The 26,189-nt window shown below is 57.2% G+C and carries 24 protein-coding genes; 10 read left to right on the top strand and 14 right to left on the bottom strand.

Annotation, left to right across the window (positions count from 1 at the left end; all coding sequences use genetic code 11):
- The first annotated feature begins 33 nt into the window (after window positions 1-33).
- Window positions 34-381, top strand: coding sequence for a hypothetical protein (locus KCG46_RS02790; RefSeq protein ID WP_218403812.1), 348 nt, complete (start codon window positions 34-36; stop codon window positions 379-381).
- Between the two features lie 4 nt (window positions 382-385).
- Here KCG46_RS02790 and fcl read toward each other — a convergent pair whose 3' ends face one another.
- Complete coding sequence (gene fcl, locus KCG46_RS02785; RefSeq protein WP_218403811.1) at window positions 386-1,321, bottom strand: GDP-L-fucose synthase; 936 nt, start codon at window positions 1,319-1,321, stop codon at window positions 386-388.
- A gap of 68 nt (window positions 1,322-1,389) precedes the next feature.
- The gene (mnmA, locus tag KCG46_RS02780) at window positions 1,390-2,568 is read right to left on the bottom strand and encodes a tRNA 2-thiouridine(34) synthase MnmA (protein ID WP_218405261.1); all 1,179 of its coding nucleotides are present in this window, start codon (window positions 2,566-2,568) and stop codon (window positions 1,390-1,392) included.
- 143 nt (window positions 2,569-2,711) lie between these two features.
- Here mnmA and KCG46_RS02775 point away from each other — a divergent pair, with 143 nt between their 5' ends.
- From KCG46_RS02775 to KCG46_RS02750, 6 genes are all read left to right on the top strand, one after another.
- The gene (locus KCG46_RS02775) at window positions 2,712-3,101 is read left to right on the top strand and encodes a hypothetical protein (protein WP_218403810.1); all 390 of its coding nucleotides are present in this window, start codon (window positions 2,712-2,714) and stop codon (window positions 3,099-3,101) included.
- Window positions 3,098-3,397: a CtrA inhibitor SciP gene (gene sciP, locus KCG46_RS02770; protein ID WP_142787698.1), complete on the top strand. Its 300-nt coding sequence runs from the start codon at window positions 3,098-3,100 to the stop codon at window positions 3,395-3,397. Before KCG46_RS02775 ends, sciP begins: the two co-directional genes overlap by 4 nt.
- Before the next feature lie 173 nt (window positions 3,398-3,570).
- The gene (locus KCG46_RS02765) at window positions 3,571-3,834 is read left to right on the top strand and encodes a GlsB/YeaQ/YmgE family stress response membrane protein (RefSeq protein ID WP_218403809.1); all 264 of its coding nucleotides are present in this window, start codon (window positions 3,571-3,573) and stop codon (window positions 3,832-3,834) included.
- A gap of 275 nt (window positions 3,835-4,109) precedes the next feature.
- A complete protein-coding gene (locus KCG46_RS02760) occupies window positions 4,110-5,360 on the top strand; it encodes an efflux RND transporter periplasmic adaptor subunit (protein WP_218403808.1) in 1,251 nt (416 codons plus the stop codon).
- Window positions 5,361-5,405: 45 nt separating this feature from the next.
- Entirely contained in the window at window positions 5,406-8,939 is a 3,534-nt protein-coding gene (locus KCG46_RS02755) for an efflux RND transporter permease subunit (RefSeq protein ID WP_218403807.1), read from the top strand.
- Between the two features lie 58 nt (window positions 8,940-8,997).
- Window positions 8,998-10,290: a DUF445 domain-containing protein gene (locus KCG46_RS02750; protein WP_255551732.1), complete on the top strand. Its 1,293-nt coding sequence runs from the start codon at window positions 8,998-9,000 to the stop codon at window positions 10,288-10,290.
- A 12-nt stretch (window positions 10,291-10,302) separates the two neighbouring features.
- Here KCG46_RS02750 and KCG46_RS02745 read toward each other — a convergent pair whose 3' ends face one another.
- The 3 genes from KCG46_RS02745 to KCG46_RS02735 all read right to left on the bottom strand — a co-directional run bounded on the left by KCG46_RS02745 (window position 10,303) and on the right by KCG46_RS02735 (window position 12,993).
- A complete protein-coding gene (locus tag KCG46_RS02745) occupies window positions 10,303-11,220 on the bottom strand; it encodes an energy transducer TonB (RefSeq protein WP_218403806.1) in 918 nt (305 codons plus the stop codon).
- 66 nt (window positions 11,221-11,286) lie between these two features.
- Window positions 11,287-12,216 (bottom strand): electron transfer flavoprotein subunit alpha/FixB family protein, encoded by a 930-nt coding sequence (locus tag KCG46_RS02740; protein ID WP_218403805.1) that lies wholly within the window; start codon window positions 12,214-12,216, stop codon window positions 11,287-11,289.
- Window positions 12,217-12,246: 30 nt separating this feature from the next.
- Complete coding sequence (locus KCG46_RS02735) at window positions 12,247-12,993, bottom strand: electron transfer flavoprotein subunit beta/FixA family protein (RefSeq protein WP_218403804.1); 747 nt, start codon at window positions 12,991-12,993, stop codon at window positions 12,247-12,249.
- Between the two features lie 238 nt (window positions 12,994-13,231).
- Between KCG46_RS02735 and KCG46_RS02730 the strand changes: the two genes are divergently transcribed.
- Entirely contained in the window at window positions 13,232-14,134 is a 903-nt protein-coding gene (locus tag KCG46_RS02730; RefSeq protein ID WP_218403803.1) for a DUF6265 family protein, read from the top strand.
- A 61-nt stretch (window positions 14,135-14,195) separates the two neighbouring features.
- Here KCG46_RS02730 and sucC read toward each other — a convergent pair whose 3' ends face one another.
- The gene (sucC, locus tag KCG46_RS02725) at window positions 14,196-15,410 is read right to left on the bottom strand and encodes an ADP-forming succinate--CoA ligase subunit beta (protein WP_218403802.1); all 1,215 of its coding nucleotides are present in this window, start codon (window positions 15,408-15,410) and stop codon (window positions 14,196-14,198) included.
- 144 nt (window positions 15,411-15,554) lie between these two features.
- Between sucC and KCG46_RS02720 the strand changes: the two genes are divergently transcribed.
- Window positions 15,555-16,331 (top strand): 3'(2'),5'-bisphosphate nucleotidase CysQ, encoded by a 777-nt coding sequence (locus KCG46_RS02720; RefSeq protein WP_218403801.1) that lies wholly within the window; start codon window positions 15,555-15,557, stop codon window positions 16,329-16,331.
- Between the two features lie 51 nt (window positions 16,332-16,382).
- On the opposite strand, the gene KCG46_RS02715 is transcribed toward KCG46_RS02720, so the two are convergent.
- Window positions 16,383-17,078, bottom strand: coding sequence for a YiaD family glycine zipper/OmpA-like lipoprotein (locus KCG46_RS02715; RefSeq protein WP_218403800.1), 696 nt, complete (start codon window positions 17,076-17,078; stop codon window positions 16,383-16,385).
- 199 nt (window positions 17,079-17,277) lie between these two features.
- Between KCG46_RS02715 and KCG46_RS02710 the strand changes: the two genes are divergently transcribed.
- Complete coding sequence (locus KCG46_RS02710) at window positions 17,278-18,594, top strand: hemolysin family protein (protein WP_218405259.1); 1,317 nt, start codon at window positions 17,278-17,280, stop codon at window positions 18,592-18,594.
- Between the two features lie 21 nt (window positions 18,595-18,615).
- On the opposite strand, the gene KCG46_RS02705 is transcribed toward KCG46_RS02710, so the two are convergent.
- The 7 genes from KCG46_RS02705 to KCG46_RS02675 are packed head-to-tail and all read right to left on the bottom strand — an operon-like array spanning window position 18,616 to window position 26,189.
- On the bottom strand, window positions 18,616-19,026 hold the full coding sequence (locus tag KCG46_RS02705; protein ID WP_218403799.1) for a DUF3035 domain-containing protein: 411 nt from the start codon (window positions 19,024-19,026) through the stop codon (window positions 18,616-18,618).
- 2 nt (window positions 19,027-19,028) lie between these two features.
- Window positions 19,029-19,562, bottom strand: coding sequence for a signal peptidase II (lspA, locus tag KCG46_RS02700; protein ID WP_218403798.1), 534 nt, complete (start codon window positions 19,560-19,562; stop codon window positions 19,029-19,031).
- Window positions 19,559-22,447 carry an isoleucine--tRNA ligase gene (gene ileS / locus KCG46_RS02695; protein WP_218403797.1) on the bottom strand — a complete coding sequence of 963 codons (2,889 nt, stop codon included), beginning with the start codon at window positions 22,445-22,447 and terminating at the stop codon, window positions 19,559-19,561. Before ileS ends, lspA begins: the two co-directional genes overlap by 4 nt.
- Before the next feature lie 55 nt (window positions 22,448-22,502).
- Entirely contained in the window at window positions 22,503-23,552 is a 1,050-nt protein-coding gene (locus KCG46_RS02690; protein ID WP_218403796.1) for a glycerophosphodiester phosphodiesterase family protein, read from the bottom strand.
- On the bottom strand, window positions 23,549-24,475 hold the full coding sequence (locus KCG46_RS02685) for a bifunctional riboflavin kinase/FAD synthetase (RefSeq protein ID WP_218403795.1): 927 nt from the start codon (window positions 24,473-24,475) through the stop codon (window positions 23,549-23,551). The genes KCG46_RS02690 and KCG46_RS02685 overlap by 4 nt, the downstream gene beginning before the upstream one ends.
- Window positions 24,475-25,680 (bottom strand): dipeptidase, encoded by a 1,206-nt coding sequence (locus KCG46_RS02680; RefSeq protein ID WP_218405258.1) that lies wholly within the window; start codon window positions 25,678-25,680, stop codon window positions 24,475-24,477. Before KCG46_RS02680 ends, KCG46_RS02685 begins: the two co-directional genes overlap by 1 nt.
- Window positions 25,680-26,189 (bottom strand): dihydrofolate reductase, encoded by a 510-nt coding sequence (locus tag KCG46_RS02675; protein ID WP_218403794.1) that lies wholly within the window; start codon window positions 26,187-26,189, stop codon window positions 25,680-25,682. The genes KCG46_RS02680 and KCG46_RS02675 overlap by 1 nt, the downstream gene beginning before the upstream one ends.

Genomic DNA, 26,189 nt, shown 5'->3' with positions numbered 1-26,189 from the left:
CGATCTCAATTCCCCAAGGATAACGCCAAGGCAATGGCTAAATCACCAACCCCGCGCACTTCGTCCTCTCGCATTGCACTGTGGCTGCTGCTGATTATAGGCGCGGCGCTTGCATCGGCGCTGTATGTCTATCGAGCCCCGATAGGCGGTTATGCTGATGTCGGGACTTCCTATGCGGCGCGCGTCGCATGCTCTTGCCGTTTCGTCGCTGGGCGCAGTCTTGAAGACTGTGAGAAGGACAAGCTGGGCGGGATGGAACTGGTAACTTTATCCGACGATGCAGAAGCGAAAAGCGTTACCGCGCGTTTCCCGCTCGTCACAAGCAACACAGCAACCTACCGTGAGGGGTATGGGTGCGTGCTGGAGAAGTGGGAAGGCTAAGGCCTTACCCTTCGGCCACGTTGTCGAGGAACCAGCGATAGGCATCGGTGATGCCGTCCTCGAGGCTGATCGTTGGCTTCCAACCCATCGCGGCGATTTTGGAGCCATCCATCAATTTGCGCGGCGTTCCGTCTGGCTTTGTGATGTCGCGTTCGATCGAGCCTTCAAAGCCGACGACCCTGCAGACAGTTTCAACCAGTTCATTGATCGTCAGATCGGTGCCTGAGCCAAGGTTGACGTGACCGGCATCCGAGTAATTCTCAAGCAGGAAAATACAGCCAGCGGCCAGATCATCGACGTGCAGGAATTCGCGGCGCGGTGTGCCCGTGCCCCAGATCATGATGCTGTCATCGCCAGCTAGTTTCGCCTCATGCGCTTTGCGGATCAGCGCGGGCAGAACATGGCTGGATTGCAAATCAAAGTTGTCGCCCGGACCATACAGGTTGGTGGGCATCGCGCTGATGAAATCCGAACCATATTGTTTGCGATACGCCTCGCACAGCTTGATCCCGGTAATTTTAGCAATCGCGTACCATTCATTGGTCGGTTCAAGCGGGCCGGTAAGAAGCGCGTCTTCGGGGATCGGCTGCGGAGCGAGTTTTGGATAAATACAGGACGACCCAAGGAACAGCATCTTTTCGACCCCGCTGCGATGAGCTGCCTCGATCACGTTCGCTTCGATCATCAGATTGTCGTAGAGAAATTCCGCGGGAAAGCTGTCATTCGCCAGAATTCCGCCAACTTTGGCAGCGGCCATAACAACGGCATCCGGCTTGTTCTCCGCAAACCAAGCGCGAACTGCAGCTTGATCACGCAGGTCAACCGTGCGGGGGGCAGTCAGAACTTCGACATCGCGCGCTTCAAGCTGGCGCGCGACAGCGCCGCCCACCATGCCGCGGTGTCCGGCGACGTAAATCCGTTTGCCCTTAAGATCGTACATATCAGACTTGATCCTGATCGAGAGAAGAGAGGGTTGGCACGATGTCGCCCGCACCCGGCGGACGCGCTTTAGGCTGCAGCTTCGCTCTGTGCAACCGAGTGTGTGGAGTCGATCCAACCCCCGCCGACGACCCGTTCGCCGGAGTAGATCACCGCGGCCTGACCCGGCGCGACACCAAATTCCGGCGTATCAAAGCGGATGCGCATAGTTGCATTATCACCGAATGATCCCTCGAGCGTAATGGGGACCGGCTTTGCGAGGCTGCGCACTTTTGCTGTCAGCGGCCCTCCTGGGAGAGGACCGATACGATTTGTTTCGATCACTTCTGCTGATTCGACTGCGAGCAGACGCTTTGGCCCGACACGCACCTGCCGCGATGCGGCGTCAAGCCCTATGACATAAAGCGGTTCCGGCTGTCCGCCGATCTCGAGCCCTTTGCGTTGGCCGACTGTATAATGGACGATGCCTTTGTGTTCGCCCAGAACATTGCCAGTCGTTGCGTGCACAATATCGCCCGCAATGCCGCCTTCGGGCCGCATTTTCTTGACGATCTTCGCGTAATTGCCATCTGGGACGAAACATATGTCCTGGCTATCTGGCTTGGATGCGTTGCGCAGGCCGGCCGCTTCGGCAAGCTCGCGCACCTGTGTTTTAGGCAAGCCGCCCAGCGGAAAGCGAATGTAATCCAGCTGTTCCTGCGTCGTTGCGTATAGAAAGTAGGACTGGTCGCGCGTCGGATCGTTTGCGCGGTAGAGATGCGGACCGCCTTCGCTTTCGACGCGGCGCACATAGTGGCCGGTCGCAAGGCAATCAGCGCCCAATTCTCGCGCCATGCGAAACAGATCGGTGAATTTCGGACCCATATTGCAGCGAATGCAGGGCACCGGAGTCCGTCCGGAGAGATATTCGTCAGCGAACTGCTCAACCACATCTTCGCGGAATGCGCTTTCATGATCGAAAACATAGTGTGCGATGCCGAGGCGATCGGAGACTGCGCGCGCATCGGCGATATCATCGCCCGCACAGCACGCACCCTTGCGCCCCGTTGCTGCGCCATAGTCATAAAGCTGCAGGGTGATGCCGATCACTTCCGCACCCGTATCGGCCGCCAGCGCCGCAACCACAGACGAATCAACGCCCCCGCTCATGGCGACCACAATCCGGCATTCTGCCGCTGGGCGGGGCAGGTCGAATAGAGCGGCGGTATCAAGCCCGAAGGTCGAGCTGGCTTTGGAGGCGGTTGTCATCGTCATGGAACTTGCGCGCATATAGGCAGCAACACGCCTTTGCGCCAGCCTTGCGAGGGCCAGCTGCTACCTCGTGAGTTTCCTAAGGCGAAGTAAATGCCAGTTTTACAAGTTTTTGACGTTCGTTGGTTAGAGACAGCGGCATGTTTGAAAAAGTCATCACTGTTTCCCCTTCTCAATTCGGTCGCGATTCGTCCGATTCGCGGGGTGGCGAATTGCTGATCGGCAATGTTGACGTTGCGCGTGGGCGCGGCGGCAATGGTGGTGCTTTGCGGGCTCTCGAGTGGAATGAACTGACCGCTCGATTGGCTGCGGCGCGTGATCTTCGGCTGCTGATTCAGCGTGATTCGCGTCTCAATATCGAAGAGGCGGCATTCAGCTTTGGCGATGCGGCCGCGAGCTATTTCCAAGCTCTAGAGCATGACGAACAGCTTATTAACCCTGATGCTTTAGAGCGCAGCAAAGCTTCTAGTTGCATAACGTTTGAACCAAGCGACGACGCAGCAACAAGCGACGCGAGAGACGATAGATGATTGAAAACCAAGACATCCGCCCTGCACAAGTGATCGGCCCGCTCGGCGAGCCGCTTACGATTAAGGACCTGCCTTCGCCTAAGACGAAGCGCTGGGTTGTTCGGCGTAAGGCCGAAGTGGTCGCGGCAGTAAATGGCGGTTTGTTGACGATCGACGAAGTGCTCGAGCGTTACGGCCTCACCCTTGAGGAGTTCGCTTCTTGGCAGCGCGCGGTTGATCGCTCAGGCATGCAGGGCCTGCGCGTGACCCGTATTCAGCACTATCGCGATCTATATGAGCGCCAACTGAAGTACTAAAAATTTCTGCTATTGTCGAACGGGGCTGGTCCTATTGGACCGGCCCCGTTTGTCGTTTGCGGCAGATTCAAACTGGACAAGCCTTCGTATTTTCCCGCACAAGCTGGGAACACGCTTGCGTTTTCTGCATTGTAGACGCGTAAGCCATTGAGAAAATAACAGGAGGTTGGAATATGGGTTGGATTATCGCACTGATCGTAGGCGGCGTTGCCGGTTGGCTGGCTAGCATGGTGATGAACCGTGATGCGTCGATGGGCATTTTTTGGAACATCGTTGTTGGCTGTGTTGGATCCGTTGTGGGCAACTTGATCGCAAATCAATTCGGCATCGCTGGAAGTGTGCAGGAATTCTCGATCACCGGTTTGATCGTCGCTGTTGTCGGCGCTGTTGTGCTGCTTGGCGTGATCAACCTAATCCAGCGCGGACGCGTTCGCTAATTTCAAAAGCAGGCGTCTTTTAGACGTTGTGGATCAATACAAAGGGCGGTGCGGCTATTGGCTGCGCCGCCCTTTGAGCTTCGTGCAGTGAAAAAGCGCCGCTCGCCCTTCGTCTAAGCTCAAAGTCGTCAGTCGAACCCCGCATTGCGCCATCAATACCTCAGGCCTAAGCCCTATTGCACTTGGTGAGTTATGCCGGTAATACACTCGCACCATTTCGCTGGAACAAAAATTTGAGCCAGCGCATTATTCAGCCCTGCAAGAGGCCAACCGCGATGAATTACGAGACGACAATCAAAGCTGAAGCAGCGGAGAATATCCCTGCTGATGTCTCAGCCGCGCGGCGAGCGGGCATGTCGGGCACGACGCGTGCCGTACTTATCGGCGCGCTCATTGTGTTCGGCCTATTGCTGGCCGTGGCCGCATATTTCGCCTTCGCGGGCGGCACTCCTGTTGCGGCGGGCGATGAAAATGAACAGGCCCCTGTCGTTACTGTTATCGCGCCCGGCCAGACCACAATCAATGGAGTGGTCGAAGTACCGGGCACAATCGCTGCGCGCCGCGAAATGCCGGTCGGCATTGTGGGTGAGGGCGGCCGTGTGATTTCGGTCCCAGTCGATGCTGGTGACTGGGTTCGTCAGGAACAGGTTCTGGCCGTTGTTGATCGTTCGGTTCAAAACCAGCAAGCCGCAGCGCAAGCTGCCCAGATTGAAGTCGCCAGGGCAGATGCCGAGCTTGCGCAATCAAACCTTGATCGCTCATTGCAGCTGGTCGAGCGGGGATTTGTGTCGAAGGCTGACGTTGATCGCCTCACTGCAACCCGTGATGCTGCGAGTGCCCGCGTGAAAGTGGCCCAAGCCCAGCTTTCCGAACTGCGCGCAAGAAACGCCCGTCTAAATGTCGTAGCACCTGCCTCAGGTTATGTTCTTGAGCGCAATGTCGAGCCTGGACAGACTGTTAGCGGCGGCACACCGTCATTGTTCCGCATCGCGCGCGGAGGCGAAATGGAAATGCTGGCACAGGTTGGAGAAACCCAGCTCGCCAGCCTTTCACAAGGCGTAATGGCCGATGTTACTCCGACCGGGACCGATAAAAGTTTTCAGGGCCAAGTTTGGCAGCTTTCGCCTGTGATCGATCCGCAAAGCCGCCAAGGCACCGCGCGCATCGCGCTGCCTTTCGCGCGCGAACTTCGCCCCGGTGGCTTTGCCACAGCACGGATACAAAGCGGAACGATGACAGCAACGGTGTTGCCTGAAAGCGCAGTCTTGTCAGATGATGATGGCAGCTTTGTCTACGTTGTCGGTGATGACAACACCGCCAAACGCCAGTCTGTGACAACAGGCATGGTCACAGCGCAAGGCCTTACGATCACCGATGGTCTGTCGGGCACCGAGCAGGTTGTCCTGCGTGCTGGCGGCTTCCTTAACCCGGGCGAGACAGTTAAACCGCGGCGCGAAGGCGAGCAGTTGGCGAGCGCAGAAGCGGTAGAAGCATCCGAAGACGATTCAGAGAGTAACTCAGATTAATCGCTGCATCACTTTGCGGCAGCGTAGCAAGCAGGCAGGCCAGACATGAACTTCAGAAATCTATCCGCCTGGTCGATCCGCAATCCGGTGATCCCTCTGGTGATGTTCACCGCGCTTTTGTTCGCCGGCATCGTCAGCTTTCTGCGCATGGACGTCACCAACAACCCCGACGTCGAATTTCCTGCGGTCATTGTCAGCATATCGCAGCCTGGCGCTGCGCCGACTGAAATCGAAAACCAGATCACCCAGCGGGTCGAGAGCGCGCTCCGCTCAATCAACGGAGTGAATTCACTGCAGTCGACCGCAAGTGAAGGCAATTCGCGGACATTTGTCGAATTTGAAATCGGCACCGAGATTATTGAAGCGGTCAACGAGGTCGAAACAGCCATTTCGGGTATTCGCGGAAGCTTGCCCGACGGCATTTTGGAGCCGCGCGTCTCAAAGGTCGACGTTGCAGGAGATCCAATCGGCTATATCGCGGTTGAAGCCGATGATATGACGATCGAGCAATTGAGTTGGTTCGTCGATGACACCGTTTCTAAACGGTTACTCAAAATCGAAGGGATGGCCGAGGTTGGCCGTTTTGGCGGTGTAAACCGTGAGATTGAGGTGATCCTCGATCCGGCCAAAATGCAGGCACTCGGTGTCACTGCGTCGCAGATTAACTCGGTCCTGCGTGTCTCCAACGTCAACGCTGCAGGCGGCCTCGCCGAGGTTGGCGGTACCCGGCAATCGCTGCGTGTCCTTGGCAATGATGACACTGCGTTTGAACTTTCGCAGCGCCAACTTCAGCTGGGCGGTGGCCGTACGGTGCGCTTGGCAGATGTGGCTACGGTTCGAGACGGATTTGCCGAACGAAACTCAGTCAGCGAAGTCGGTGACCGCGAAGTTGTCAATTTCTTCATGAACCGCGCGCGCGGGGCCTCTGATCTTACGGTTTATGACGCCGCCCTTGCGGAGATGGACAAAATCGAAGCTGAAACCGAAGGCGTCCGCTTCATCAAGATGTTCACCAGCACCGCCTATACAGACGGTCAGTATAAGAGCTCCATGCGAGCGCTTGTAGAGGGCGCGTTGCTCGCCATCGTGGTCGTCTTTCTGTTCCTACGTGACTGGCGCGCGACATTTATCAGCGCGGTTGCAATCCCGCTTTCCGCAATTCCGACATTCTTCTTCATGGATCTGCTCGGGTTCAACCTGAACTTCCTATCGCTCCTGGCCCTGGGTCTTGTCGCGGGCGTGCTGGTCGATGATGCGATCGTGGAGATCGAGAATATCGTGCGGCATATGAGGATGGGTAAGACCGCCTATCAGGCCAGTATCGATGCCGCTGATGAGATTGGTCTGCCTGTGGTGGCAACCAGTTTCTGTATTGTCGCGGTGTTCCTGCCTGTGGGATTGATGCCGGGGATTTCCGGCCAGTTTTTCCAGAACTTTGGTCTGACAGTTGTTGTCGCCGTGCTGATGTCGCTGGCTGTGGCGCGGATGATAACGCCGTTAATGGCCGCATACTTCCTCTCGGCGAAGGGCCACGCAACCCACGGTGAAGGTCCGATGATGGAACGGTATATGTCCGTGCTCGGCTGGACTCTTGACCGCGGAAAGATGCGTAGCCGCCGCGAAGGGTTGGAGGGGCCGCGGTTCCGCTTCGGTTATGTCCTTGGCCTATTGCTCACCGTGCTCTTGCTGCTTGGCGCAACGGCGTTTGCGATGTTCACCAGCTTTGGAGCCATTGCCGAGTTCGACATTCCGAAAACCGCGGCAGAAGCGGTGTCCAGCGATCCAAACAGCACATCGCATTTCCTAGTGTCGAAGACATTCGATATCGTGCTGGTCCTGTTTGTTTCCGTGCTCGCTTTTGTGGCGGGCTGGCTGGTGTTCAAGTTGATCGAGCTGCTCAGCAAGCTGGGCGGACGCTTTGGCCAAAGCGTAAAGTACATGGCCGCACGCTTTTACGATCACCGCATTTGGATGCTTGGCATGGGCTGGTTCTCATTGCTGATTACGGTCCTGCTGTTCGGTCAAATCCCGGGACAATTCCAACCGACAATCGACGATGAAAACTCTACGATTGAAATCGAGATGGTGCCCGGCACCACTCTGGCAGGTACGAAAGTGGTTTCTGATCGCGTCTATGCTTTGCTTGAGGAGCAGCCCGAGGTCGAGCGGATGCTTCAACGTATTCGCATTGGCAACTCTACGATCTTCATCAAACTCTACGATGACCGTGAGCGGACTTCGATCGAATTCGAGCGTGAAGTTGCGCCGCAATTGGCAAGTATTGCCGATGCCCGCGTCCGGTTCCGTTCCCAGTCGGGCGGCTTCGGCTCTGGCCGCGATCTGACGATCATGTTGGCAGGCTCCGATCCTGAGCTTCTGGATGATACGGCAGCCAAACTCGTCGAGCAGATGAAGGGCCTCGACAGTCTCGTCGCGCCGCGCATCAGCGCTGATCTCAACCGGCCTGAGATCATTATCACGCCGCGGGAAGAGATCGCCGCTGAACTAGGCATCTCGACAATCGCGCTTTCGCAAACGATCCGTATCGCGACGCTTGGTGAGATTGAGCAGAATGCGGCTCGTTTCTCACTGTCGGACCGACAGATCCCGATCAAGGTCAAGCTGTCGGAAGAAGCGCGGACCAGCATGACAACGATTGAAAATCTGCCGGTGCAAACGTCTACTGGTGGCACCGTTCCTCTTAGCCAAGTCGCGGATATCTCATTCGGATCGGGCCCGACTGCGATTCAGCGTTACAACCAGAACCGCCGAACGCTAGTTGGCGCTGATCTCGCTGCGGGAGTGCTGAAAGGTGAGGCGCAGCAACAGGTCGATGCGCTTCCAATCTTGCAAGAATTGCCGACCGGCGTGATCCGCGATGTCGTGGGCGAGGATGAGTGGCAGCAGGAGCTAATTCAGAACCTGATCATCGCCATTATCGCTGGCGTGTTGCTGGTGTTTGCCTGCCTCGTCCTGCTCTACAAGCGTCTGATGAGTCCGCTGGTCAATATGACCTCGCTGGCTCTTGCACCGCTCGGCGGCATCTTGCTGGTATGGCTGGTTGGTATGGCGCAAAGTATGCCGGTTTATATCGGTATCCTTTTGCTCCTTGGTATCGTGTCGAAGAACTCGATCCTGCTGATTGACTTTGCGATTGAGGAAATGGCTCGCGGGACATCCAAGCTGGAAGCCATCATGGAGGCTGGACACAAGCGGGCACAACCGATTGTAATGACGACCGTTGCTATGACGGCGGGTATGGTTCCGACTGCGATATCGCTCAGCGGCGACGGTGCTTGGCGCCAACCGATGGGCATCGTTGTTATCGGCGGATTGATCATGTCGACCATCCTGACGCTGGTGATCGTGCCTGCAGGTTTCAGTCTCGCTGATGGTTTCGAACGCCGCGTTGGTCCTTGGCTGCGAGAGCGGATGCTGACTTACAAGCCCGGCGACGATACGAAGCCGTATGGTCCGGCAGATGATGCACCAGTGCCAGATGTGCCGTTTCCGGGCAATCCCGGCGCTTCGCCTGTGCCCGCAACCCGCCTTCCGCCCGGGGCCGAGCCTGCTGAATAATCGTGCTTTTACGAAGTCAGGCATGACTATTCACTGTGCTTCGGGCAGATAGCCACGCATGTCCGAGGTTCGCTCTGTTCCCCTTGCATTTGGCGGCGGCCCGCTGACCGCTGATCGTGCCAAGCGTATGCGCTGGACGGCGACCGGCATGCTGGTTGCTATGGCCGTTTTGTTTTTCTCGACCCATGCTTTGTCAGAGGGCGGCCATCCGGCTTGGGGCTACGTCAATGCCTTCGCCGAGGCGGCTATGGTTGGCGGTCTGGCAGACTGGTTTGCTGTCACCGCGCTGTTCCGGCATCCGCTCGGCCTGCCGATCCCGCACACCGCGATCATTCCTGAGAACAAAGATCGTATTGCCGATACAATGGCGCAGTTTCTGCGTGAGAACTTTCTGACCCCCGCAGTTGTAGCGCGGCGTATGTCGGGCATGAATGTCGCGCGCGCGGTGGGCGATTTTCTCATCGCGAGCCCCGAAGAAGGCGGCGATGATACCAGGTCACGTATCACTGGCGGCGCGGCAGAAATGCTCGCCGAAGTGCTCGAATCGCTCGATCCTGACAGGCTCGGTAATCAAATGCGATCGGGCCTCGCGAGCCAGCTGCAAAAGCTGGATGTGTCACCACTGGCCGGGCGCATGCTCGAGAGCGCGATGGCTGATAGGCAGCACAGGCCGCTTATTGACGGGATCGTGCGATGGACCGGTCTGACCCTCGAAGACAATGAAGAGATGGTCAAAGACATCATCCATAAACGAGCCAATTCTGTGCTGCGCTGGACGGGGCTGGACGAGCGGATTTCAGCGAGCGTGCTGGACGGTCTCTATAAATTGCTGGCCGAGGTGCTGGTCGATCCCTATCACCCGCTGCGCTTCAAAATCGAAGAGGGCCTCGAGAAATTGGCTCAGGATCTTCAACACGACCCGGAAACCCGCGAGCGGGTCGAGGAGATGAAGCGTGACCTCATCGAAAATCCGGCGGTGGCCGAATGGTGGATGGGCGTTTGGGAGCGTATCCGCCAATCACTGATCCGCCGCGCGCGCGAGGCCGATAGCGGGCTGGGCATCGAAATGCGCAACGGGCTTGCCGATCTGGGCAAAGCGCTGGCCAGCGATGCGCGTTTGCAAATGCAGATCAACCGCTTTGCGCGCCGTACTGCGGTGGGTGTGGCGACCCGTTACGGCACCGAAATCGTCACTCTGGTCTCAGAAACGGTCAAACGCTGGGATGCAACGACGATCACAGGACGCATCGAAAGTGCGGTTGGCCGCGACCTTCAATTTATCCGTATCAACGGCACGTTGGTGGGCGGGCTCGTCGGCATGACACTGCACTTTATCGTGAGCTTTATGTGAGGCCATAACCTCTTAGTTAATGCGATAGGTAACCCGAGTTTGATATGTGCCCCAAACAGGGTCTCCGTCTTCATTGATCGCGGGATGAAACCGCGAATAACGAATCATGGCGAGGCACGCCGCATCGTTAAAACCCGCTGGGCCACTGTGCTGCAAGACTTCGCAGAAAGTCGCACGGCCTTCTGGGTTTATCTGCACTCTAACGCCAACGGTACTTTGGGCCATCTCCTTAAGCAGATATGTAGGGTAATTCGCTTGGATCTTCTGCGCCCAAGTAGCGGTGTCACGATCCCGCGCGCCTTTGCCCTTTTTCGTTTCCCCTGCAGGAGTTTTCGACCGCGTTTCTATCAGTTTGGTAGCGCATTGCTGCAGTTGCTGCATCATGGTCCCCATGCCACCTGTTTTCAGCGAAACTTCTTGCACGAGCGCGCCTGACAGGTTCAGCGATTGCAACGAATTGTACCTCTTTTCGAGAACTTCAGGAGGTGCGAATTCGGAATCGTCACTACTTTTGAGGTCGACGGTTTCCTCAGAGTCGTCGTTGCCCTTTTCTGCTACTGACAACTTTGCAAACTCTATGGGGGCCACACCGAACATGGTTAGAACCGGCCGCCCTTTGCTTGATGTACTTCTCAGGAAACCCCTATTGATCGGTTCTCCCGGCTGAAAAGAAATCTTGGTTCGCGACCCATATGGGCTGCGGAATGGGCGTCCGATAGCTGTTAAGTTCACGTAGCGACCAGAACCACCCTTATCGATCCAGAGAGTTACATTGTCCTCACCATCGCCGAATTTGCGCGTCATCCGGCACTTGTCATCATATTGGCGCAGTTGCCATTCTGAGCTGGGCTCAAGCTCCAGCGCGGCGCTTGCAGGCGTGGCTGCAAGAAACGAAACCGCAATACCAAAAGATAGAAAAATACGGACCATAAACAAAACCTCCGCCGTGCATGGTAGCGCGGCGGAGGCTTTGATCAACCTACAGGTTTTTTGCAATTACAACGCGTTGGTGAGTTCCGGCACGGCGTTGAAGAGATCAGCGACGAGGCCAATATCCGCGACTTGGAAGATCGGGGCGTCTTCGTCTTTGTTGATGGCGATGATGACTTTGGAGTCCTTCATGCCGGCAAGGTGCTGGATCGCGCCCGAAATACCGATCGCGATATACACTTCGGGAGCGACGATCTTACCGGTTTGGCCGACCTGATAGTCGTTCGGGACATAGCCCGCATCGACGGCTGCACGTGATGCGCCGATTGCCGCGCCAAGCTTGTCAGCGAGCGGGTTGATGACGCTTTCGAACGTCTCGCCGTCTTTCAGCGCGCGGCCGCCTGATACGATGACTTTCGCGGCTGTCAGCTCAGGGCGTTCGCTCTTAGCGACTTCGCGCGAGACAAAGCTGGATGTGCCTGCATCGCCTGGGCCGCTTGCGTCTTCGATTGCAGCTGAGCCGCCTTCGGTTGCCGCTTTCTCAAACGCGGTGCCGCGAACGGTGATCACCAGCTTGGCATCGGAGGACTGCACCGTTGCGATTGCGTTACCGGCATAAATTGGGCGGGTGAAAGTCTTGTCGCCTTCGACCGAAAGAATGTCGGAAATTTGCATTACATCGAGGTGCGCGGCGACACGCGGTGCGATGTTTTTGCCCGATGTCGTCGCCGGAGCGAGGAACGCATCGTAATCGGCCATGATACCCGCAGCCAGTGGTGCTACGTTTTCAGCCAGACCTGCAGCGTAAGCTGCATCGTCGGCCTTCAGCACCTTTGAAACGCCTGCGATCTTTGCGGCCGCTTCGGCAGCGCCGCCGCAATCGTGACCAGCGACCAGCGCAGTGACATCGCCCATTTGCGCTGCGGCGGTAACCACCGCGAGGGTTGCGTCGTTGACGCTCGAATTGTCGTGTTCGACCAGAACCAGAGTGTTCATTGTCTGTGTGTCCTTTCCTACTCGCAGCGCTTACGCGATGCCCAGCGCTTTGATCTTTTCGACCAGAGCGGCGACGTCTTCGACCTTTTCACCGGCCTGACGGACGGGCGGTTCGGAGACGTTGGTGGTGGTGAGGCGCGGAGCGATGTCGACGCCGTAATCGGCCGGTGTCTTGGCATCGAGCTGCTTTTTCTTAGCCTTCATAATGTTCGGCAGCGAAGCATAGCGCGGCTCGTTCAGGCGAAGATCGGTCGTAACGATGGCAGGCATCGTCAGTTTTACGGTTTCAAGACCGCCATCAATCTCACGTTTCACGACAACTGCATCGCCGTCAACTTCGACGGTGTTGGCGAAGGTACCTTGTGGACGGCCCATCAGAGCCGCGAGCATCTGGCCGGTCTGGTTGCTATCATCAGAGATCGACTGCTTGCCCAGCAGGACGAGGCCCGGCTGTTCTTCTTCAGCGATTGCTTTCAGAATTTTGGCAACGGCCAGCGGCTCAATTTCTTCGTCAGTCTCGACCAGAATCGCGCGGTCTGCACCCATCGCTAGGGCAGTGCGCAGCGTTTCTTGTGCTTTTGCCGGACCAACCGACACAGCGATGATTTCTTCGGCCTTGCCCGCTTCCTTGATGCGGATCGCCTCTTCGACAGCGATCTCATCAAACGGGTTCATGCTCATCTTGACGTTGGCAAGATCAACGCCTGAGCCGTCTGCTTTGACGCGCGGCTTTACGTTGTAATCGATCACCCGTTTAACGGGGACGAGGATTTTCATGAGATTTCCTTTCCCTAGGCCGCCCCCGCATTAACGCAGAGCGCAGCAAAAACTCTCTAACCGCGCCCTAGCTTGCGTTTACGTAAACGTCAACTGGATTGCGGCTACTGACTCTCCCGTTTCGCGGGAGCCTTAGCGTCGTTCCTCGCCTCGCTGCGTTCCAACGTCAAGCCTCCCTTTTCGCCCAATTTGCGCTAATGTTGCACAACATGCGTCAAACTATGCGGGAGGGAGTGCAATGCGTGCAATTGTGATGGCTTTGACGGGGTTGGCGCTTGGTTGCGCGATGCCTGTGCTCGCTCAGGAGACCGAAACCGAAACCGAAACGCGGATTGGCGAAGACGAATTCGAATCGCCTGCCGCGACGCTGGATCAGGTGGGTTGGCTAGTCGGGCAATGGGCGGGCACAGGAATCCAAGGCGCACCGGCAATGGAAAGTTGGCTGCCGGAAAGCGGTGGAACAATGGTTGGTACTTTTGTCCAGGAGTCGTCCGATGGCTCAATCATGTTCACCGAACATATGTATCTTACGGAAGAGGGCGGCAGCCTCGCTCTAAAGCTCAAACATTTCAACGCCGATCTTACGGGATGGGAGGAAAAGGACGGGATGCTTACCTTCCGCCTCGTCGCAATTGAGCCCTGTGCCGCTTATTTCAATGCACTGACTTTGCGCTGCGCTGATCCCGACAATCCCGGCAGCGGCATCGTTGCGGCAGTCCGTATGAAAAGCGACAAGCCGGATCCGCAGGAGCTTATATTCCGGTTTGACGCTGCCGCTTCGACACCAATATCTTATGACTGCGACGGCACGACTATTGCTATCAATGAATGCCTAGCTGGCATCTACAAGAGATCAAAATCGCGCCAGAGAGCTTATGTTGACGCGGCCCTCGGCTCATCAGCCGATGGCAATGCCTTAGGCAAGATGATCCGAGCGAGCGACGCCGCATTTGATGCCTATCGTTCAGCTGAATGTGATGCGGTGTATGAGAACTGGAAAGAGGGCTCGATCCGCAACGCCATGTGGCTGCGGTGCTCAATTCGGTTGACCGATGAACACACCCATACTGTTTGGCAGAACTGGCTCACCTATCAGGATACGAGCGAGCCTATCCTGCCTGAGCCGCGTCCCAGCCGTTAAGCGCAAAAAGGCCGCGCAGGCATCAACCCGCGCGGCCTTCTGCTGTAATCTGACTGGTGGTTTACGCCGCCTGCTTCACCTCTGCGACGATCTTCTTCGCAGCATCGCCCAGATCGTCTGCGGCAACGATTGGCAGGCCTGAATTGGCCAGAATGTCCTTACCAGCCTGAACATTGGTGCCTTCGAGACGCACGACCAGTGGAACCGACAGGTTCACTTCCTTCGCCGCCTGTACGATACCATCGGCGATGATGTCGCATTTCATAATGCCGCCAAAGATGTTGACGAGGATACCCTCGACCGCCGGGTCTTTGAGGATGATCTTGAACGCAGCGGTCACCTTTTCGGTGGTCGCGCCGCCGCCCACGTCGAGGAAGTTGGCCGGGAATGCGCCGTTCAACTTGATGATGTCCATCGTCGCCATGGCAAGGCCCGCGCCGTTGACCATGCAGCCGATGTTACCGTCTAGCTTGATGTAAGCGAGGTCGTATTGTGATGCTTCGACTTCGGCCGGATCTTCTTCGGTCTCGTCGCGCATCGCTTCGATTGTCTTGTGACGGTAAAGCGCATTGCCATCGAAGCTCATCTTGGTGTCGAGCACCAGCAGATCAGCGTTGCCGTCAGAATCCGGCTTCGTTTCGACGAGCGGGTTGATTTCGAGCATCTCGCAATCGCTCGCCATAAAGGCCTGATAAAGCTGTGCAGCGAGTTTCTGACATTTCTTGTTGAGCGCGCCTGAAAGCTCAAGCGCGAAAGCCACCGCACGGCCGTGATGCGGCATAAAGCCCTGTGCCGGATCAATTGTGATCGTGGTGATTTTCTCAGGCGTGTTATGCGCGACGTCTTCGATGTCCATGCCGCCTTCGGTCGAGGCAACCATCGCAACCTGACCGCTGGCACGGTCGACCAGCATGGCGAGGTAATACTCGCTTTCGATATCGACACCGTCGGTGACGTAGAGGCGATTGACCTGCTTGCCTTCGTCACCGGTCTGGATCGTCACAAGCGTGTTGCCGAGCATTTCCTTTGCGTGGCTTTCAACTTCGTCCAGCGAGAATGCGAGGCGAACGCCGCCTTTGGCATCTTCGGGCAGTTCCTTGAATTTGCCTTTGCCGCGGCCTCCAGCGTGGATTTGCGCCTTCACAACGTAAAGCGGTCCGGGCAGTCTTTTCGCGCCCTCGACAGCTTCTTCGACGGTCAAAGCAGCGTGGCCGGCAGGAATTGCGATCCCGTATTCTTTCAGCAGTTCCTTGGCCTGATATTCATGGACGTTCATGTCGTCGTGATCCCTTGTGTGTATTCGCGTAGAATCTGCGCTGGGGCAGAGAGAAGTGTTGATGCATGCCCTAGGCAGGTTCGCACGACTTGAAAAGTGGTGAGAGGCCCTTCACGAGGAATGTAGCAAGATTGATTGGGTTCAATGATCGACAAACACCGCCTTCTCCAGATTGTTCGCGAAGCGGGCCGCATTGCTCATGCGCGTTGGCCGGGCGATGGGCATGCGCTAACGAGCTGGGATAAAACGCCCGGCAATCCGGTAAGCGAATCGGATTTGGAGGTTGATCGCTTTCTTCGGCGCGAACTGGCGGCGCTGTTGCCATCTGCCGGTTGGCTCTCTGAAGAAACTATCGATGATAAAACCCGTACTGACAGTGATTTGCTTTGGCTCGTTGATCCGATTGACGGAACACGCGATTTTGTTCGCGGAAGACCCGGCTGGGCGATTTCGGTTGCTTTGGTGAGCGGGGGAAAGCCGCTCATCGGGATTCTAGTTGCTCCGGCACGCAATGAAGAATGGTGCGCAGTGGCAGGTCAAGGGGCGACTTTGAATGATAAGCCGCTTGCGGCGAGCACGCGGGGCGATTTTTCCGGCGCTCGGGTACCTATCGATCAATTGCCGAGCGCCGATTCGGATCTCGTGATGGTCGAGAAGCCCAATTCGATTGCACTGCGTATTGCGATGGTGGCCGATGATCGCGCCGATCTGGTCGCGACCCTGCGCTGGGGATTTGAATGGGACGTCGCTGCCGCTGCTTTGATTGCCCGAGAGGCCGGGGCGCAAGTGTCGGACGCTTTTGGTAAGCCGCTTGCGTATAACAAGCATGATCCGCGCGACTTTGGCGTACTGGTTTGCTCGCCGGGTATCCATGGAGCAGCGGTTGAGCGTCTGGCGGACCGGGCCAATCAGCTCAAATAGAAAGGGCCAGCCTTTGCAGGCCGACCCTTTCGATACTTGGATAGTCGCCGATTACTGCGAACGCGCAGCCTCTACGTCTTCCTGACTGATCGGAATAATCTTGATCTCGACGCGGCGGTTGAGCGGCTCATCCACGCCGTCTGCGGTTTTCACGCGCAGTTGATCATCGTCTTCGCCAAAGCCGCGCGTCGCCATACGGCTGCGCGCTACACCTCGTGCCGCAAGGTAATCCGCAACGGCCTGAGCGCGCTGTTCGGAGAGGCGTTGGTTAAGCGCGTTCGAGCCGGTCGTATCGGTGAAGCCATACACGTCAATCAAGCTGTTCGGATACTGGATCAGGCTGTCTGCAACCGTATTCAGTGTATCGTAAAACCCTTGATTGATGTTGGCCGATCCGCGCGCGAAGGTCACGCCATCGGGCAAACGGACCAAGATGGCATCGCCATCGCCGACTTCTTCGACATCAACACCGCTACCAGCTGTTTGCTCGTCGAGCTCTTTGATCTGATCATCGAACTGTTTGCCGACTACTGCGCCAGCGCTGCCGCCGATGCCGGCGCCGATGATACGTGCGGCATCGCCGCCGATTGCGCCGCCAAGCAGATAACCGAGCGTTCCGCCGAGAGCACCGCCGATTGCAGTACGCGAGATTTTCTGTTCGCCGGTGTTTGGATCAGTGACACAGGCGCTGGTGCCAAGCAGCGCGAGCGCCGCTGTGCTTGAAAGCAGGATACGTGTTGTTTTCATTATTCTTCTCCTCCTGAAGTTTGCTTCACGCGTTACACCGAAACAAGTGCTAGACCGCGCGCTTGTTCCGCTACGTCTGCGACTTGCCTTTGCTGCAAGCTGAACCGCAAGTAAGGTCTTGTAAAGCACGTTCCCGATGATGGCGCGCAATGCGAAGGTTTGGCTGGCAAGCCGCGCCTTTTGTGCTAGCGGTCTTGGTGTGACACCGTTTCCGTGGCCAGAATTGTTCATTATCGCCGGGCTCATCGTGCTCAACGGCGTGTTTGCCATGTCTGAACTGGCGATTGTTTCTGCCAAGACAGCGACACTTGAGGCCAAGCGCGAAGAAGGCTCGGCAGGTGCTCGTATCGCACTGTCGCTCGCTGCTGATCCCGGTAAGTTTCTCTCGACCGTACAGATTGGCATTACGCTGATCGCGATCATCACCGGTGCATATTCAGGCGCAAGCTTGGAAGGGCCGGTTGGCCAGCGCCTCGCGCTTTTAGGTGTGCCTGAAGATATGGCAGTACAGACCGCTTTTGTGACTGTTATTGCTCTGACCACCTATTTCAGCGTGGTCGTGGGCGAGCTTGTCCCAAAGCAAGTTGCGCTTCGTTCCGCGGTGTCGATTTCGCTGGTCATGGCGCGCCCGATGGCCATTCTGGCGACTATTGCTGCGCCGCTCGTCTGGCTTCTCGATACCAGCTCGGCGGGCATCATCCGTTTGTTCGGCATCCGCAGAGGAAACCAGAACTCGGTTACGGCGGAAGAACTCCAGATGATCTTCGCCGACGCCACTCGATCCGGCGTGATTGAAGCCGAGCAGCATCAGATTCTAACCGGCGTCGTGCGCCTTGCAGAGCGGCCTGTCAGGGAAATGATGACCCCGCGGACTGAGATCGACTGGATCGAAATCGAAGCGGATACCGGGCAAATCCGGCAGACTATTGAAGACAGCCCGCATTCTCTCCTGCCAGTCGCCGAGGGTTCACCAGATGCAATCCTCGGCATTGTGAAGGTGCGCGAAGTGCTTGCTGCTCTGGTCGAAGGTAATGCTGTCTCGATCCGTGATATGATGCATAAAGGCGAAGTGGTCCCCGATCAGCTCGACGCCATGGACGCGCTGCGGGTTCTACAGTCATCTGACATTGCGATGGCGGTGGTCCACGATGAATATGGCCATTTCGAAGGCATCGTCACGCCGGTCGATCTGCTCACTGCGATTGCCGGTAACTTTGCCAGCGACAAAGATCAGGGTGATACGCCGGAGATCATCGAGCGAAAAGACGGCTCGCTGCTGGTATCGGGTTCAATATCCGCTGATGCGCTGTCAGATAGGCTTGGGCTGTCCTACCCAGAAAACCGGGAGTTTGGAACCGCCGCAGGATATGCGCTGTCTGTACTCAAGCGTCTCCCGAATGCGGGCGAAACCTTCAGTGATCAAGGATGGCGCTTTGAGGTGGTCGACATGGACAATCGCCGCATCGACCAGCTGTTGGTCACGCGTGAGAACGTGTCGGAAAATCGAGGCGTTTAAGCCTTCTCCTACAACGCTCTATTACGAAGGAATTACGGTCTGCGCGTTCTGGCCGTCACCTTCGGGTGCGGCGATGATGTCGCGTGTCACGCTGCCTTTGGCGACGGTGTTTGTTCCGGGATCGCCAACCTGACTGCGAATTCCTGGAGCAGCCGCACCGGCGCGATCGAGTGCGCTTTTTTCGATTTCACTGCGTGCTGCTGGGCCGCCAAACAGAGCGTCGAGCGCCTGTTCTTGTGCAGTTCCTTCGGTCGGACGCGGAGCGCCCGGCGCTGGTGGCTGCAGACTGAAATCAGGTGGAACAACCAGCGGAGCCTGACGCTGAACAGCGAACTCATCGGGACGGTCACGGTTGAAAATACCGCTGCCGCCGCATGATGCCAGCATTGCGCTGCCGGTGGTAAGCAGGATGACGGTTTTCAGACTATGCATATTCAATTCTCCGATGGGACGCCTGATGCGTCCATTTCGTTGTCGTCCTTTTCGCTCAGGAAAAGGCTGCGCGCAAGGATGATCACCACGCCGATGGTGATAGCAGCATCGGCGACGTTGAAAATAAGGAAGGGGCGAAAGTCCCCAATGTGGAAATCGGCAAAGTCGATGACATAGCCGTAAGTGTAGCGATCGTAGATATTGCCGATGGCTCCGCCCAAGATCATCGCAAGACCAAGAATGTCACCCATCAGCTTTTCTCGCAGCATCCAGACAAACACGACCAGCGCGATCACGGCGGTCATCAAAACGAGGAGCCAGCGCATTTCCATATTGGTCGCTTGCAGCATGCCAAGGGAAATACCGCGATTCTCGGTATAGGTCAGGTCGAAAAATGGAAGCAGGTCCATTTTGTCGCCGATCTGATTGATGCCGAGTGTGACTGTGACATAGGCTTTGATCGCCTGATCGACGATTGCGATAAAGGCCGCAAATACCAAACCGATCACACGGTTACGGGTGAACAGACCGCTCATTCAGCTGCATCCAATGCGGACACAACACTGTCACACCGGCCGCATAGCGCGCCGTCTTCGGGCACGTCGGGCAGCAGGCGCCAGCAGCGGCCGCATTTGCTGTCAGTTGATTTGGCTACGATCACGTCGTCCCCTTGGCCGCGTGTGACTGCACCCGTGATGAACAATTCGGCGAGCTGTTCGTCGGTAACGCCGTCCGGCACCGCATCGGCTGGCACGGTGACGACAGCTTCGTTGCTGGAACGGATCGTCTTTTCGCGGCGCAATGGCTCGATCGCTTCGGTCACACGTTCGCGAAGTGCGCGCAGCTTGGCCCATTTCTCGGCATCTGCAGGCACGGTTGGCACGCTCGGCCATTCGAGCAGGTGGACGCTGCCTTCCTGCTCGCCGTCTTCGGGATAGCGGGTCTGCCACACTTCCTCTGCGGTAAAGACAAGCACCGGCGCGGCATAACGGACCAGCGCATGGAACAGCAGATCGAGCACTGTGCGGTATGCGTTGCGTGTCGTCGAATCTGGCCCGTCGCAATAGAGCGTGTCTTTGCGGATATCGAAGAAGAACGCGCTGAGGTCTTCATTGCAGAAATCGACCAGCAGGCGGGTATAAGTGTTGAAGTCGTATTCATCCGCGGCTTTACGCAACTTTCCATCCAGCTCACTCAGCAGCGATAGGACGTAGAGCTCCAGCTCCGGGATTTCCCCGCCGTCCGATGTGTCACCGATCCATCCGTCGAGCGCGCCGAGCAAATAGCGGAACGTGTTGCGAAGGCGGCGATATTGATCGCCCACGCCTTTAAGAATTTCATCGCCGATCCGGTGATCTTCGGTGAAATCGACGCTGAGCGCCCAAAGCCGGATGATATCCGCGCCGGTCTGCTCCATGATTTTGATCGGGCTGACCGTGTTGCCGAGGCTCTTCGACATCTTCTTGCCGGCCTTATCCATGGTAAATCCATGGGTGAGCACCTGATCATAGGGCGCGCGGCCCCGCGTTGCGCAGCTTTGCAGGAGCGATGACTGGAACCAGCCGCGATGCTGATCGCTGCCTTCGAGATACAGGTTGGCGGGCCATTGCAGATCGGGCCAGCGTCCGCTTTCCAGCACAAATGCGTGGGTGCAGCCGCTGTCAAACCACACGTCGAGAATGTCTGTGACCATCTCGTATTCGTCTGGGTTGTGATCGGGGCCGAGGAATTCGGCTTTGCGCGCCTCTTCCCATGCATCGACGCCTTCTTCGGTAACCGCTGCGACAACGCGCGCGTTTACCGCTGGGTCTTGCAGATAAGTGCCGTCAGGCTTCACGAAGAGGGTGATTGGCACGCCCCAAGCGCGCTGACGCGAGAGCACCCAATCGGGTCGACCTTCGACCATGGAGCCGATGCGATTTTGCCCTTTTTCAGGGATGAACTCGACCCGCTCGATTTCTGACATGGCGCGGCTGCGCAAGGTGCCGCCGTCGGTCAGGTCCTTATCCATCGGCACAAACCATTGCGGCGTGCAGCGATAGATGACCTTGGCTTTGGAGCGCCATGAATGCGGGTAAGAGTGCGCGTAATCGGCGGAGGCCGAAAGCAGCGCGCCTGCTTCGCGCAGGTCGGAGCAGATTGGGCCGTCCGGCGCGTTGAACGGTTTGTTGATGACCGCGCGGCGGCGTGGTTTGCCGTCCGCGTCTTTGTCATCCGCGCCCAGCCATTCCCAATCATCGCGGTAACGGCCATCATCCATCACAGCGAAGACGGGGTTCAGGCCGTTTGCCTTACACAGGTCGAAATCGTCCTCGCCGTGGTCGGGCGACATATGGACAAGGCCGGTGCCGCTATCGGTGGTGACAAAATCGCCTGCGAGGAAGGGGCGCGGCTTGGTGTAAAACTCGCTGTCCGGGAAGCGGTCGGCCATCGGGTGCTTGGCGATAGTTCCGGCTAGGTCGGAGCCTTTGCCTGACCAAACTGTTTGACCTCTACCCCAGCCGTGCCCCAAGCGCGCATCGAATGCTTCATGCAACTCATTGGCTATTAGGAAGCGATATTCGTTTTCATCGCTGAAGAAGCGAACACCATCATCGCCGACGAAAGCTAGCCCTGTGTTGGTAAAGTCGACCAGCACATACTCAACCTCCGGCCCAAAAGCGATCGCCTGATTCACCGGGATCGTCCAAGGCGTCGTCGTCCAAACCACCGCATATGCGCCGACCAGTTCCTCAATCGGGCTCTCGACAATCTCAAACGCCACGTCGATCTGCGGCGAGTCTGTCAGGTCTTCGTATTCAACCTCAGCCTCAGCCAGCGCGGTCTTTTCGACCGGGGACCACATCACCGGTTTCGATCCGCGATAGAGGTTGCCTGCCTCGGCAAACTTCATCAGCTCGGAAACAATCGTCCCCTCAGCCTGAAAATCCATCGTGAGGTACGGATTGTCCCAATCACCCATGATGCCCAGCCGTTTCAGCTGCTCTCGCTGGGTGTCGACCCAGCTTTGCGCATAGGCGCGGCATTCGGCGCGGAATTCCTTCGGATCGACCGCGTTTTTGTCGAGCTTTTTCTTGCGGTATTTCTCCTCAACCTTCCATTCAATCGGAAGGCCGTGGCAATCCCAGCCCGGAACATAGGGCGCGTCTTTGCCCATCAGGTTCTGCGTGCGGCAGACCGTATCTTTCAGGATGTGATTGAGCGCGTGGCCGATATGCATATCGCCGTTCGCATAAGGGGGTCCATCGTGCAGGATGAACTTCTCGCGTCCGCTGCGCGCCTCACGCAATTTCGCGTACAAATCAATCTCGCGCCAGCGCGCCTCAATGCCCGGTTCCTTTTGCGGAAGGCCGGCTTTCATCGGGAACGCAGTCTTCGGCAGGAAGACCGTATCTTTAAGGTCGCGTTTTTGATCAGACATAAGGGAGGGCCGTTAGGACATTCCGCGCTTGCAATAAACCCTCATTGCAAGCTGCCTATTGCTTTCTGCGTCTTTCAAGCGCCGCTTGGCTCGCGTCGATCTCTTCCTGATTGCGATTGTCGTATCGCTGGATAAGGGCGGGCAGCGTCGTAAACGCGTCATCCGTCCAGACATATCCGTTGAAGGAGTTGGGGATTTCGGTGAGCTGTTCGGGCAGGTTGATCCCTGCAACTTCGCCTATCGCGGCATCGCGTGGTCCCTCGATCAGGATTTCTCCTTCATGCGCTTCCATGCGGGCAATCAAGCGGTTGGGCCAACCCCAAAGCAAAGCTTGCTCGTCGAGCGTGATGAGCATCGTCCTGCCCTGACAGCTGGAGGGCAACAGCCCGGTCCAGCCGGTCAGGGTATAATCGGCTGTGCATTGGCGGGCTTCGTCAAGATTAAATGCCCAAGCATCGGGATAAAGCTCGCGAATGCGGCCAATCGGCGCAGGCTTTCCAAAAAAGGCATCGCCCTTTGATTGCGGATCGCGGTCAATCGCCTTGAACGATTTGGCGACCGCATCGGCCAAGGCCGGATCATCGCTGTTCAAATGCACCATCAATCGCGCCTGACGCGGGATGGCTTTGGCGATCTCGCCCAGCGTCGGGATGGTCAGGCCTTTGCCGCGAAACGGATGCTGCGTTCCAGTTTCATCCTGAATTTGATAGCCATATCCAGCATCTAGAGCCGCAATCTCTTCTAGTGTCGCGTCTTTGATAGACCCTGCGCCATTTGTCGCACAGTCGAGATTGTCTTCGGTCAGCAGCACAATTTCGCCATCGACGGTCAATTGCGCGTCCACTTCGACGAGCCATGCGCCCATGCGGTCGGCCCGCAGCACACTGTCACGCGTGTTAGCGATGTGGCGGTGATAAGGCGCCTCGATACGTGTGGCGAGACAGCTTTCCTCCCACGCTTCGCGAACTTGCGGTGCCATCGCACGGTTCGCAATCTGCTTAGGCGCGCCCGCCGGATAGGGGGCTAGCCAACTGGCATTTGTGACGGAAAGAACAAGGATGGCGAGCGCAAAGGCCATGCCGACCCATTTGATATATTTTTTCATGAAAGCAGCCGTTTAGCCTCAGTGCAGTCGCGCTCCATCTGTTCCATCAACCCATCCAGGCTGTCGAACTTTGCCTCCCCGCGCAGGAAGTGATGGAACGCCACCTCGATTTCCTGACCATACAGATCGCCGGAGAAATCGAAGAAATAGGGTTCAAGCAATTCTTTGGGTGGTTCGAATTGCGGGCGGATGCCGATATTGGCTGCGCCTTTCAATTCCTCGCCTGTGCTGAGGATTTTGCCGGTCACCGCATAGACCCCGTATTGGGGCCGCAAATAGGTGTCGATGGCGATATTTGCGGTCGGATAGCCAAGCTTGCGCCCGTTCTTGTCGCCATGTTCGACAATACCGCGAATGGCGAAGGGGCGGGTGAGAAGCTCGGCGGCAAGCTGTGGGTCGCCATCGCGCAAGGCTGCGCGCACACGGCTAGAAGAGACTATATCTCCCTTTCCTTCGATTGCTTCAACGACTCTGCTTTGCAACCCGTGCTCGCTGCCAAAACCTTTGAGGAGGTCGATGTTCCCTTTGGCGCCTTGGCCAAAGGTGAAATCGCCGCCCGTTACTACGCCGTATGCGCCAAAGCGTTTGATCAGGATCTCTGTGATGAAGTCTTCTGCGCTGGTGGTCGCCAGTTCATTGTCGAAATGGAACACCAGCATCGCGGTTGCACCAGCGGCGAGATAGAGCTCTTGGCGTTGTTCCAAAGTGGTCAGGCGAAACGGCGGTACATCGGGTTTGAAATGGCGCACAGGATGCGGATCGAATGTCGCGATGATCGAAGGGCGACCCTCGTCATGGGCCCATTTGATCGCCTCGCCAGCAACAGCCTGATGCCCGCTGTGAAAGCCATCAAAATTGCCAAGCGCAATCACTGCGCCTCGCAGCGCCTGAGTAATGTCGTCGCGGTGATCGAGCCAGCGCATCAGGCGGCTTCCTCTAGCTCAACAGGCGGCGGAACATCGGCGAGCGGCATCAAGCCTTCGCCAATCACGCGGATCGCATTGCCGCCCATAACCGCGCGGATTTCATCCTCGCTGAAACCCGCCGTGATCAATGCCTGTGTAACGTGGATCAACCCGCTTGTGTCGAAGCGTACGAGCACTGTGCCGTCAAAGTCGCTGCCAAGCGCAACATGCTCAATCCCGACCAGATCCCGGACATGCTTCATCGCTTTGGCAATCGCAGCAGGTGACGTGTCACACACAGCGCCTTCCCAATATCCGATACCTATAATGCCGCCGGTTTCGGCCACTCCGCGAATGTGCTCATCGTTCAGATTGCGGTTCACATCACAAGTGGCCTGCACACCTCCATGGCTGGAGACGACGGGCCGCCGTGCCATGGCAAGGATTTCGGTCACACAGGTCTGGCTACAATGAGCGATGTCTACGATCATACCCATATCTTCCATCCGGCGGATCGCCTCGCGGCCCATATCGGTTAGGCCGCCTTTTTCCTCGCCATGCATCGATCCGGCGAGCTTGTTATCGAAGAAGTGGGTGAGGCCCGCCATGCGCATTCCGGCGTCATACAGCACATCGAGATTGTCGAGATCGCCTTCGAGATTGTGCAAGCCCTCGGCGCTGAAAAGCGCGCCGGTCGTTTCTTGACCAAGTGCGCGAACCAGCATCAAGCCGCCTACATCATCGGCCGAAGCGACCGTCATCAAGCCTTTGTCAGACTGTGCGACGGCTTCATCCAGCTTTTGCGCATGGTAAAGCGAACGTTCCAGAAGCGATGTCCAAGTGCGGGGCGGCTGCAATTGACCGAACACCAACATCGTCACGTTGTCACCATCGGCGCTGTTGTTGTCGTAATTCTGATCTTTGGGTGTTTTGGTGACGCTGGAGAACACTTGCAGCGCGACATTGCCGTCTCGCAGGCGCGGCAGGTCCATATGGCCATAGTCGTGCCTGTCTAACATGTCGCGCTTCCACAACAAGCTGTCCGAATGCAGATCGACAATTGTGAGGGTGCTGTGGAGCGCCAGCGCGGCATCGCTGACCGACGGCAATTCCTTGCCATCAACGCGGTTCATGTTCCTGTCGGCAATGCCAGGCGCAAAGATGAAGAATCCGGCGGCTGCGATGACCACTAGAGCGAAAACTCCGATCAGAAATTTCCGCATCACAGATCGTCCCCGCAACGGTGGTAGGTGACGAACGAATAAGCGGGACGCTCGCCTTCCGCAGCATGATCTTCCCGCGCGGTCACTTCCCATTCCGCGCCCAGCGGTTTCATGAAGGTGTCGCCTTTGAAATCGGAGTGGATTTCGGTGACTTCGATCCTGTCGGCAAGTGGCCGAAACACGTCATAAATTGCTGCGCCACCGACCACTGCGATTTCACCGGTCGAATTCTCTTTGGCAGCGAGAGCCGCTGCTTCAGCGACCGATCCGACAACTTCTGCGCCTTCGCTATCCCAACGTTCTTTGCGCGTGAGCACGATGTGGCGGCGGCCAGGCAGCAGGCCCGGCAGGCTTTCAAATGTCTTGCGCCCCATCACCATTGGCTTGCCCATGGTCAGCGATTTGAACCGCTTCAGATCGGCCGGCAGATGCCACGGGAGGCGGCCTTCATAGCCAATCGCGCCATTGGCTGCGCGCGCATAGATCAAGACGATTTCGGGTTCTGACAT

It is taken from the genome of Erythrobacter crassostreae (assembly GCF_019204045.1).
GTDB lineage: Bacteria > Pseudomonadota > Alphaproteobacteria > Sphingomonadales > Sphingomonadaceae > Erythrobacter > Erythrobacter crassostreae.
Note: the sequence above shows the minus strand (reverse complement) of the source record. Positions and strands in the feature narration are given on the sequence as shown.